Origin of the sequence: Winogradskyella helgolandensis (assembly GCF_013404085.1) — a bacterium.
In the GTDB taxonomy this organism is placed as follows: domain Bacteria; phylum Bacteroidota; class Bacteroidia; order Flavobacteriales; family Flavobacteriaceae; genus Winogradskyella; species Winogradskyella helgolandensis.
In genome coordinates, this window is record NZ_JABFHO010000001.1 from 3,533,354 (window position 1) to 3,542,500 (window position 9,147).

General features: G+C 35.7%; 5 protein-coding genes and 2 rRNA genes (1 of these 7 running past the window's edge). 5 read left to right on the plus strand and 2 right to left on the minus strand.

Annotation, left to right across the window (positions count from 1 at the left end):
• Positions 1 to 70 precede the first annotated feature (70 nt).
• The 5 genes from HM992_RS14970 (at position 71) to HM992_RS14990 (ending at position 6,848) form a co-directional block, all read left to right on the plus strand.
• A complete protein-coding gene (locus HM992_RS14970; RefSeq protein WP_179320254.1) occupies positions 71 to 2,293 on the plus strand; it encodes an NADP-dependent isocitrate dehydrogenase in 2,223 nt (740 codons plus the stop codon).
• Between the two features lie 120 nt (positions 2,294 to 2,413).
• On the plus strand, positions 2,414 to 4,789 hold the full coding sequence (locus tag HM992_RS14975; protein ID WP_179320255.1) for a TonB-dependent receptor: 2,376 nt from the start codon (positions 2,414 to 2,416) through the stop codon (positions 4,787 to 4,789).
• A gap of 3 nt (positions 4,790 to 4,792) precedes the next feature.
• Positions 4,793 to 5,608: a DUF4249 domain-containing protein gene (locus HM992_RS14980; RefSeq protein ID WP_178985766.1), complete on the plus strand. Its 816-nt coding sequence runs from the start codon at positions 4,793 to 4,795 to the stop codon at positions 5,606 to 5,608.
• Positions 5,609 to 5,809: 201 nt separating this feature from the next.
• Positions 5,810 to 6,622, plus strand: a complete 813-nt coding sequence (murQ, locus tag HM992_RS14985) for an N-acetylmuramic acid 6-phosphate etherase (protein ID WP_179320256.1) — start codon at positions 5,810 to 5,812, stop codon at positions 6,620 to 6,622.
• Positions 6,609 to 6,848, plus strand: a complete 240-nt coding sequence (locus HM992_RS14990; RefSeq protein ID WP_178984294.1) for a DUF6095 family protein — start codon at positions 6,609 to 6,611, stop codon at positions 6,846 to 6,848. The genes murQ and HM992_RS14990 overlap by 14 nt, the downstream gene beginning before the upstream one ends.
• Before the next feature lie 373 nt (positions 6,849 to 7,221).
• On the opposite strand, the gene rrf is transcribed toward HM992_RS14990, so the two are convergent.
• Both rrf and HM992_RS15000 read right to left on the minus strand, forming a co-directional pair.
• Positions 7,222 to 7,331: ribosomal RNA gene (gene rrf / locus HM992_RS14995) — 5S ribosomal RNA — on the minus strand.
• Between the two features lie 162 nt (positions 7,332 to 7,493).
• Positions 7,494 to 9,147 (minus strand): 23S ribosomal RNA (locus tag HM992_RS15000) (it continues 1,172 nt past the right edge of the window).

Consider the following 9,147-nt stretch of genomic DNA (forward strand, 5'->3'; position numbering starts at 1 on the left):
ATCAAACGTTTTCGTATATTTGCACAGCTCAATTTCGAGCCAAATTTTATTCATTTTATTTACAAGACATATGACAAAAACAGCAAAGATTGTTTATACAAAAACGGATGAAGCACCAGCTTTAGCAACGCGTTCATTTTTACCGATTGTTGAAGCATTTACGAAATCTTCAGGTATTGTTATAGAGACAAAAGATATATCATTAGCAGCTAGAATTTTAGCTGTATTTCCAGACTTTTTAACAGATGATCAAAAGGTTTCAGATGCACTAGCAGAATTAGGTGAATTGGCAAAACAGCCAGAAGCTAATATTATAAAGTTACCAAATATTAGTGCGTCAGTTCCACAACTTATAGCTGCCATTGAAGAATTACAAGCTAAAGGATTTAAAATTCCTAATTATCCGGAGGAACCAAAAAATGATACGGAAAAAGAAATTAAATCCCGTTATGATAAAATTAAAGGAAGTGCTGTAAACCCTGTCCTTAGAGAAGGTAATTCAGATAGACGTGCACCAAAAGCAGTTAAGAATTACGCGAAGAAAAATCCACATAGTATGGGAGCTTGGTCGCCAAATTCTAAAACGCATGTATCAACTATGACAAAAGGTGATTTTGCACACAATGAGAAATCAGTGACGTTAGAAGAGGCTACTACAATAAACATCGTACATACCGATACTAAAGGAAATAAAACAAACTTAAAAAGTGACTTAGGTTTATTAAAAGGTGAAATTATCGATGCAACGATAATGAGCAAAAAACTATTGTTAGAGTTTTTAGAAGAACAAGTTGAAGACGCTTTAGATAAAAGTGTATTGTTTTCTTTACATATGAAAGCAACAATGATGAAAGTTTCTGATCCAATCATTTTTGGTCACGCTGTACGTGTGTTCTTTAAGGACTTGTTTGATAAACATGGAAAAACTTTCGATAAAATTGGTGTAGACGTTAACAATGGATTTGGAAACTTATTAGAGAAATTAAGTGAACTTCCAGAAGAAAAACGTGATGCAATAAGAGAAGATATTCGTTTTGAACTTAATCATGGCGCAGATTTAGCGATGGTAAATTCTGAAAGAGGAATTACAAATCTTCACGTTCCAAGTGATGTTATTATTGATGCATCTATGCCTGCAATGATTAGGACTTCTGGTCAGATGTGGAATGCTGAAGGAAAACAACAAGATACAAAAGCAGTAATTCCAGATAGTAGTTATGCTGGTGTTTATAGTGCAACTATTGATTTTTGTAAAAAACATGGAGCATTTGACCCAACAACCATGGGTACTGTTCCTAACGTAGGATTGATGGCTCAAAAAGCTGAAGAATATGGTTCTCATGATAAAACTTTCGAAATTGCTTCAAAAGGAAAAGTTGATGTTATAGATGCTAATGGTAATGTTCTTTTAAGTCATAAAGTTGAAGAAGGTGATATCTGGAGAATGTGTCAAGCTAAAGATGCACCAATCCAAGACTGGGTAAAACTTGCCGTTACAAGAGCAAGAGCTTCTCAAACTCCTGCTGTGTTCTGGTTAGATAAGAAAAGAGCACATGATGCTGAATTAATAAAAAAGGTAAATACATATCTTAAAGATCATGATACTGAAGGTTTAGATATTAGAATTCTTTCTTTAGTTGATGCTACTAATTTCACTTTAAAACGACTTAAAGAAGGCAAAGACACCATTTCTGTAACTGGAAATGTTCTTAGAGACTACTTAACTGATTTATTCCCAATTTTAGAAGTTGGTACAAGTGCAAAAATGTTATCTATTGTTCCTTTAATGAATGGTGGTGGATTATTTGAAACAGGAGCTGGTGGATCTGCACCTAAGCATGTACAACAATTCCTAGCAGAAGACCACTTACGTTGGGATTCTTTAGGTGAATTTTTAGCATTAGCCGTTTCTTTAGAGCATTTTTCTATAGTAAACTCTAATAAAAAAGCTAGTATTTTAGGTAAGACTTTAGATGATGCTTCGGATAAATTGTTAGAAAACAGAAAAGGACCTTCAAGAAAAGTTAATGAATTAGACAACAGAGGAAGCCATTTTTACTTAGCACTTTATTGGGCTGAAGCACTTGCAAACCAAGATAAAGATGAAGCGTTAAAAGCGGAATTTACACCTCTTTTCAATGCTCTTTCATCAAATGAAGACACTATAGTAAAAGAACTTATAGATTGCCAAGGAGAGCCTGTAAATATCGAAGGGTACTATCTACCAAACGAAGATTTGATTACTAAAGCAATGCGACCAAGTGATTCTTTTAATGCTATTATAAATTCATAATAACATTAGATTAATGTTATGTTAAAAAGCTTCCTTCGGGAAGCTTTTTTTGTTTAATTTAAATTACATTTGGTGAAACAAAACTATCAATTATTACTTCAAGCAATTAAAACATCAACTATGGTAATACTTCTGAGGGGATTTTTTATCTTCTTTTTATTGAACACTTTAGGCCTTCAAGCACAAGATAAATTTACTTTAAGTGGAACTGTATCAGATAATCAAAGTAATGAAACACTCATTGGAGTTAATATTATATTACCAGATCAGCAAACTGGAACCGTTTCAAATGAATATGGCTTCTACTCTATTACATTACCAGCAGGAACTTATGTTGTTCAAGTTAGTTATTTAGGTTTTAAAACCCTTTCTGAAACCATCGTTCTTAATGATAACTTGTCCAAAAACTTTAAACTGGAAGAAGCTGCTGAAAGCTTAGATGAAGTACTTCTTACAGAAAATATTGAAAAATTAAACATTAAAAATCCGCAAATGAGTGTCAATACTTTGTCTATAAAAACGATAAAGAATATGCCTGTAGTTTTAGGTGAAGTAGATGTTATAAAATCTATTACACTTCTTCCAGGCGTTACAAATGCAGGAGAAGGCTCTTCTGGTTTTAACGTACGAGGAGGAGCTGCAGATCAAAATCTAATTCTGTTAGATGAAGCAACAATTTTTAATTCATCGCACCTTTTTGGTTTCTTTTCTGTTTTTAATCCTGATGCTATAAAAGATATTAAATTATACAAAGGAGGAATTCCATCGAAATATGGAGGTCGTGTAGCTTCTGTTTTAGATATCTATCAAAAAGAAGGTAATAGTAAATCGTTTCACATGAATGGTGGTATCGGACTAATTTCAAGTAGATTATTGGCCGAAGGTCCAATTACAAAAGATAAAGGATCGTTTCTAATTGGAGGTCGTAGCAGCTATGCTCATCTTTTTTTACCGCTTTTTGATTTAGATAATGTCGCTTATTTCTATGATTTAAATACAAAACTAAGTTATAATATAAATGAAAATAACAATATCTACTTGTCTGGTTATTTTGGTAGAGATGTATTTAAAATTGCTGATAGTTTTGAAAATTCATTTGGGAATTCAGTATTAAATTTTAGATGGAACCACCTATTTTCTGACAAAATATTTTCTAACCTATCGTTTATTTATTCTGACTATTACTATGGACTTCAACTAGGTTTTGTTGGATTCGACTGGATTTCTGGCATAAAAAACATCAACCTTAAATACGACTTTAAACATTATATAAGCAATAGCTTTAAGCTAGAATATGGTTTAAATAGTATGTATTATAAATTTAATCCTGGAGATATAAGTCCTATTGACAGTGATTCTGGGATAAATCCTTTTAAGCTTACAGATAAATATGCTTTGGAAAATGCCGTATATATTGATGCTGAACATAAATTGAGCGATAATTTATCCGTTAGTTATGGTGCACGTTTAAGTGTGTTCCATAGATTAGGTCAAGATGAATTAAATAGTTACGAAAATAATAGTCCACTAACATTTAATGAGTCTATTGGTATTTATGAAAAAGCAGAACCAAATGGTACAACCACTTATACTAGAAGCGATATTATTGAATCTTTTGCTAACTTGGAACCTCGATTAGCAATTGCTTATCAGTTAAATGATAATTCTTCTGTAAAAGGAAGTTACAATCGCATGAGCCAATATTTACATTTACTGTCTAATACAAGCTCACCAACACCTTTAGATGTTTGGACACCAAGTGGAAAATATATAAAACCACAATTATTAGATCAGGTTGCTATTGGATATTTTAAAACATTTAAAAACAATGCGTATTCTTTAGAAGTTGAAAGTTTTTATAAAACTATTCAAAACCGAATCGATTATATTGACGGTGCAGATTTAATTGCCAACAATGCCATAGAACAAGTTATATTAAATGGTGAAGGAAGAGCCTATGGTTTAGAGGTCCTTTTCAAAAAAAATGAAGGCAAATTTACAGGTTGGTTGGCCTATACTCTTTCAAAATCAGAACAAAGAACACCAGGACGAACGGCTATTGAAACCGGAATCAATAATGGAGAATGGTATAATACTCCACACGACAAAACACATGACATTTCACTAACAGGAAGTTACGAATTAAGCAAAAAGTGGTCCTTCAGTTCTAATCTTATTTTTCAAACAGGGCAACCCACAACGTTTCCAAACGGTCAATATCAATACAACGATATTATAATTCCGAATTATGAAGCAAGAAATTCAAGTAGGCTTCCATCTTACCATCGTTTAGATGTAGCCGTAAATTATAATCCAAACCCAGAAAGCACAAAAAACTTTAAAGGAGAATGGGTCTTCGGAATATATAATGTGTACAACCGAAAAAATGCAGCAAGTATTTCGTTTAGCGAAAATAGAAACACAGGAAATAATGAAGCTACACGTTTGGCTATTTTCGGAATCGTACCATCGTTCTCATATAATTTCAAATTTTAAATCATGAAAAAATTAATATATATAAGTTTCATATTAGCACTTTTCACCAATTGTGAAGATGTTATTGATGTTGATTTAAATGATGCCGAACCAAAATTGGTCATTGAAGCATCCATAAATTATTTTAAAAATACATCAGGAAACGAACAAAGTATAAAATTAACTTTATCTGCTCCATTCTTCGAAGATACAATTCCGCCTGCTAATGGTGCTATAATTCAGATTTCAGATACAGCTGGAAATACATTCAATTTTATAGAAACTGATAATACTGGTATTTACACTAACAACACGTTCATTCCTATTATAGATGATGACTATACTTTAGTCATAAACTATGAAGGAGATATTTATACAGCTTCAGAAACCCTAACATCTGTGGTTCCTATTGATTATATAGAACAAAACAATGAAGGAGGTTTTTCAGGTGACGATATAGAGCTTAAAGCCTTTTATACTGATCCATCGGGAATAAGCAATTACTATTTTTTCGAATTTATTAGTGATATTCCAGTCGTTCCATCCCTATCTGTATACGACGATACCTTTACCGACGGAAATGAAATTTTCGGATTTTATACAGAAGAAGACTTAGAATCTGGAGATAGTGTTACCATAAGAAGCTACGGTGTATCTAGCCAATTCTATGATTTTATGTTTATTCTTTTGCAACAAGGCGGTGATTCTGGTGGTGGTCCTTTTGAAACACAACCAGCTACGGTTCGTGGTAATTGCATAAATACTACAAATCCAGAAAACTTTCCTTATGGTTATTTTAGATTGTCAGAAGTTGATGAATTAATTTATACAGTTGAATAGTTTTATCATTTGGGCATTACCCACAAAAAAGTGGGTCGCGTCATCCACTATATCTTTTTGTTAAAACGCCTATAAATTCTTTAGAACATTTAAACTTTCAATTATTCGTCAATAACCTAAATAAATTAAATTTTACAAAAAGGATGCCGTTACTACCGCTAATGCAACCCATCCGCTAAAATAATTTCTTACCTTTAGGGCATGACTTTTATAAAAACAACAGAGCAAGACTCTAACTATAACAATCTCGAAAATATGTCCATTAACGAGATTATAAATTCTATAAATAAAGAAGATAAAACAGTTTCTTTAGCCGTAGAAAAAGCGTTACCACAAATTGAATCTCTTATTGAGCAAGTTGTTCCAAAACTAAAAAATAGTGGACGACTATTTTACATAGGAGCAGGAACTAGCGGTAGACTTGGTATTTTAGATGCTTCAGAATGTCCACCCACTTTTGGAGTTACTCACGATTTAGTTATTGGTTTAATAGCAGGTGGTGATAATGCCATTAGAAAAGCTGTAGAAAATGCAGAAGATTCAATGACACAAGGCTGGTTGGACTTACAAGAATACAACATTTCAGATAAAGATGTTGTTATAGGTATCGCAGCTTCCGGAACGACACCATATGTAATTAGTGCATTAGCAAAATGCAACGAACATAATATCATAACGGGTTGTATAACGTGTAATCAAAATAGCCCTTTATCTTTAACAGCAAGATTTCCTATTGAAGTCATCGTTGGTCCAGAATTTTTAACCGGAAGTTCAAGAATGAAAGCTGGAACAGCTCAAAAACTAGTTCTCAACATGATTACGACCACCACTATGATTCAACTTGGAAAAGTAAAGGGTAATAAAATGGTAGATATGCAACTCAGTAACGACAAGTTAGTCCACAGAGCTGTAAAAATGATTATGGATGAATTAAATATTTCAGAAACAGAAGCTACAATTTTATTAAGTAAATACAAAAATGTAAGAAATAGTATCACCCATGGAAGACAATAATAGAACAGACAAAGATATCTTAACCAAAGGCATAAAACGTTTAGCGATCTGCTTAGGTCTTATGTTTTTAGGTCCTACCTTGGTACATTTAGCCTTAGACAATAGTGAAAAGCCACTTTACATTCCACTACTTATTATTGCCTTTATACTTTGCATTGCTGCAATTGCGTTTCTATTTATCGGTATCAATACCATTTTAGATAGCATATTCAAGAAGAAAAAGTAAAACGTTGTCTTTTTTGTAAGTGAGGTGTTAGACCAATTCATTAAATCCGTGGTTCCATGGACCAACAAACGCTCTACTCTCTTTAGCTACTAAACAATAAGTAGATTTTTTTTACCTAGTTAACTCTCTTCATGCACAATTTAGCAAAAAACACATTAGCATTTCACTTAACAAATTCAATAATGTTAAGATGATAAGCCTAAGAAAAGTGTACTATTGGTATTTTGAAGACAATCTATATATGTAACCTTGTAAATATTATAGAAAACACATTTCTAGATTTGATTTTCTATTTCAAATAATCACTTGGACATATAAAAAAAGTGATAAAACGAAAAAAACCCTTACTAGAATATCTAGTAAGGGTTCTTAAAAAAGGCGGCGACCTACTCTTCCACAGTAAAGCAGTACCATCGGCGCAAACGGGCTTAACTACTCTGTTCGGAATGGTTAGAGGTGAGCCCCGTCGCTATAACCACCTTAAATTTTTATTCTGACTTTGATCAGAACTTGGGTTGTTATAAATAATCAACACTAATATTGTTGACATATTGAAAAAAAGACATGATATGTATTGTAACGTATACTTTATAAAAAAACTGACTCGCTCGTTAACCATTACTGGTTGTCGAGCGAAGTCGAAGTGACAATAAGCCTATGGGTTATTAGTACTACTCGGCTATGACATTACTGCCTTTACACCTATAGCCTATCAACGTGGTAATCTTCCACGACCCTTTAAAGAAATCTCATCTTGTGGTGGGTTTCGCGCTTATATGCTTTCAGCGCTTATCCCTTCCGAACGTAGCTACCCTGCAATGCTCCTGGCGGAACAACAGGTACACCAGAGGTTCGTCCAACTCGGTCCTCTCGTACTAGAGTCAGATCCACTCAAATTTCTAACGCCCACTGTAGATAGAGACCGAACTGTCTCACGACGTTCTGAACCCAGCTCGCGTGCCACTTTAATGGGCGAACAGCCCAACCCTTGGGACCTTCTCCAGCCCCAGGATGTGACGAGCCGACATCGAGGTGCCAAACCCCCCCGTCGATATGAGCTCTTGGGGGAGATCAGCCTGTTATCCCCGGCGTACCTTTTATCCTTTGAGCGATGGCCCTTCCATACGGAACCACCGGATCACTATGCTCTACTTTCGTACCTGATCGACCTGTATGTCTCTCAGTCAAGCTCCCTTATGCCATTGCACTCTACGCACGGTTACCAAGCGTGCTGAGGGAACCTTTAGAAGCCTCCGTTACTCTTTTGGAGGCGACCACCCCAGTCAAACTACCCACCAAGCACTGTCCTTTCTTTGAAAGTTAGACTCTAGATAAGCAAAGGGTGGTATTTCAACAATGACTAACGTACGCCTAGCGACGCACGATCGAAGTCTCCCACCTATCCTACACATTACTTATCCAAAACCAATACTAAGCTATAGTAAAGGTGCACGGGGTCTTTTCGTCCCACAGCGGGTAATCGGCATCTTCACCGATACTACAATTTCACCGAGCTCATGGCTGAGACAGTGTCCAGATCGTTACACCATTCGTGCAGGTCGGAACTTACCCGACAAGGAATTTCGCTACCTTAGGACCGTTATAGTTACGGCCGCCGTTTACTGGGGCTTCATTTGAGATCTTCGAAGTAAACTTCTAAACCCTCCACTTAACCTTCCAGCACCGGGCAGGTGTCAGGCCCTATACATCATCTTTCGATTTAGCAGAGCCCTGTGTTTTTGATAAACAGTCGCCTGGACTTTTTCACTGCGGCCTTCCCGAAGGAAGGCGACGCTTCTCCCGAAGTTACGCGTCGATTTTGCCTAGTTCCTTAGCCATGAATCTCTCGAGCACCTTAGAATTCTCATCCCAACTACCTGTGTCGGTTTAGGGTACGGGCTGCTTCACTCGCTTTTCTTGGAAGTCGATTTGCTAGATTATCACCTTGACCGTAGTCTCAGTGTACTATCGCGGTATTACTACTCGCTTCAACGTACTATTCCGTCAGTACGCACTAACTTTTCGCCTCCGTCACTTTTAGTGTGAGCAGGTACAGGAATATTAACCTGTTGTCCATCCACTACCCCTTTCGGGTTCGCGTTAGGTCCCGACTAACCCTCAGCTGATTAGCATAGCTGAGGAAACCTTAGTCTTTCGGTGTGCGGGTTTCTCGCCCGCATTATCGTTACTTATGCCTACATTTTCTTTTGTAGCTTCTCCAGCATGCCTCACAGCACACCTTCGACGACACTACAATGCTCCCCTACCACTTTTACAAGTCCATAGCTTCGGTAATATG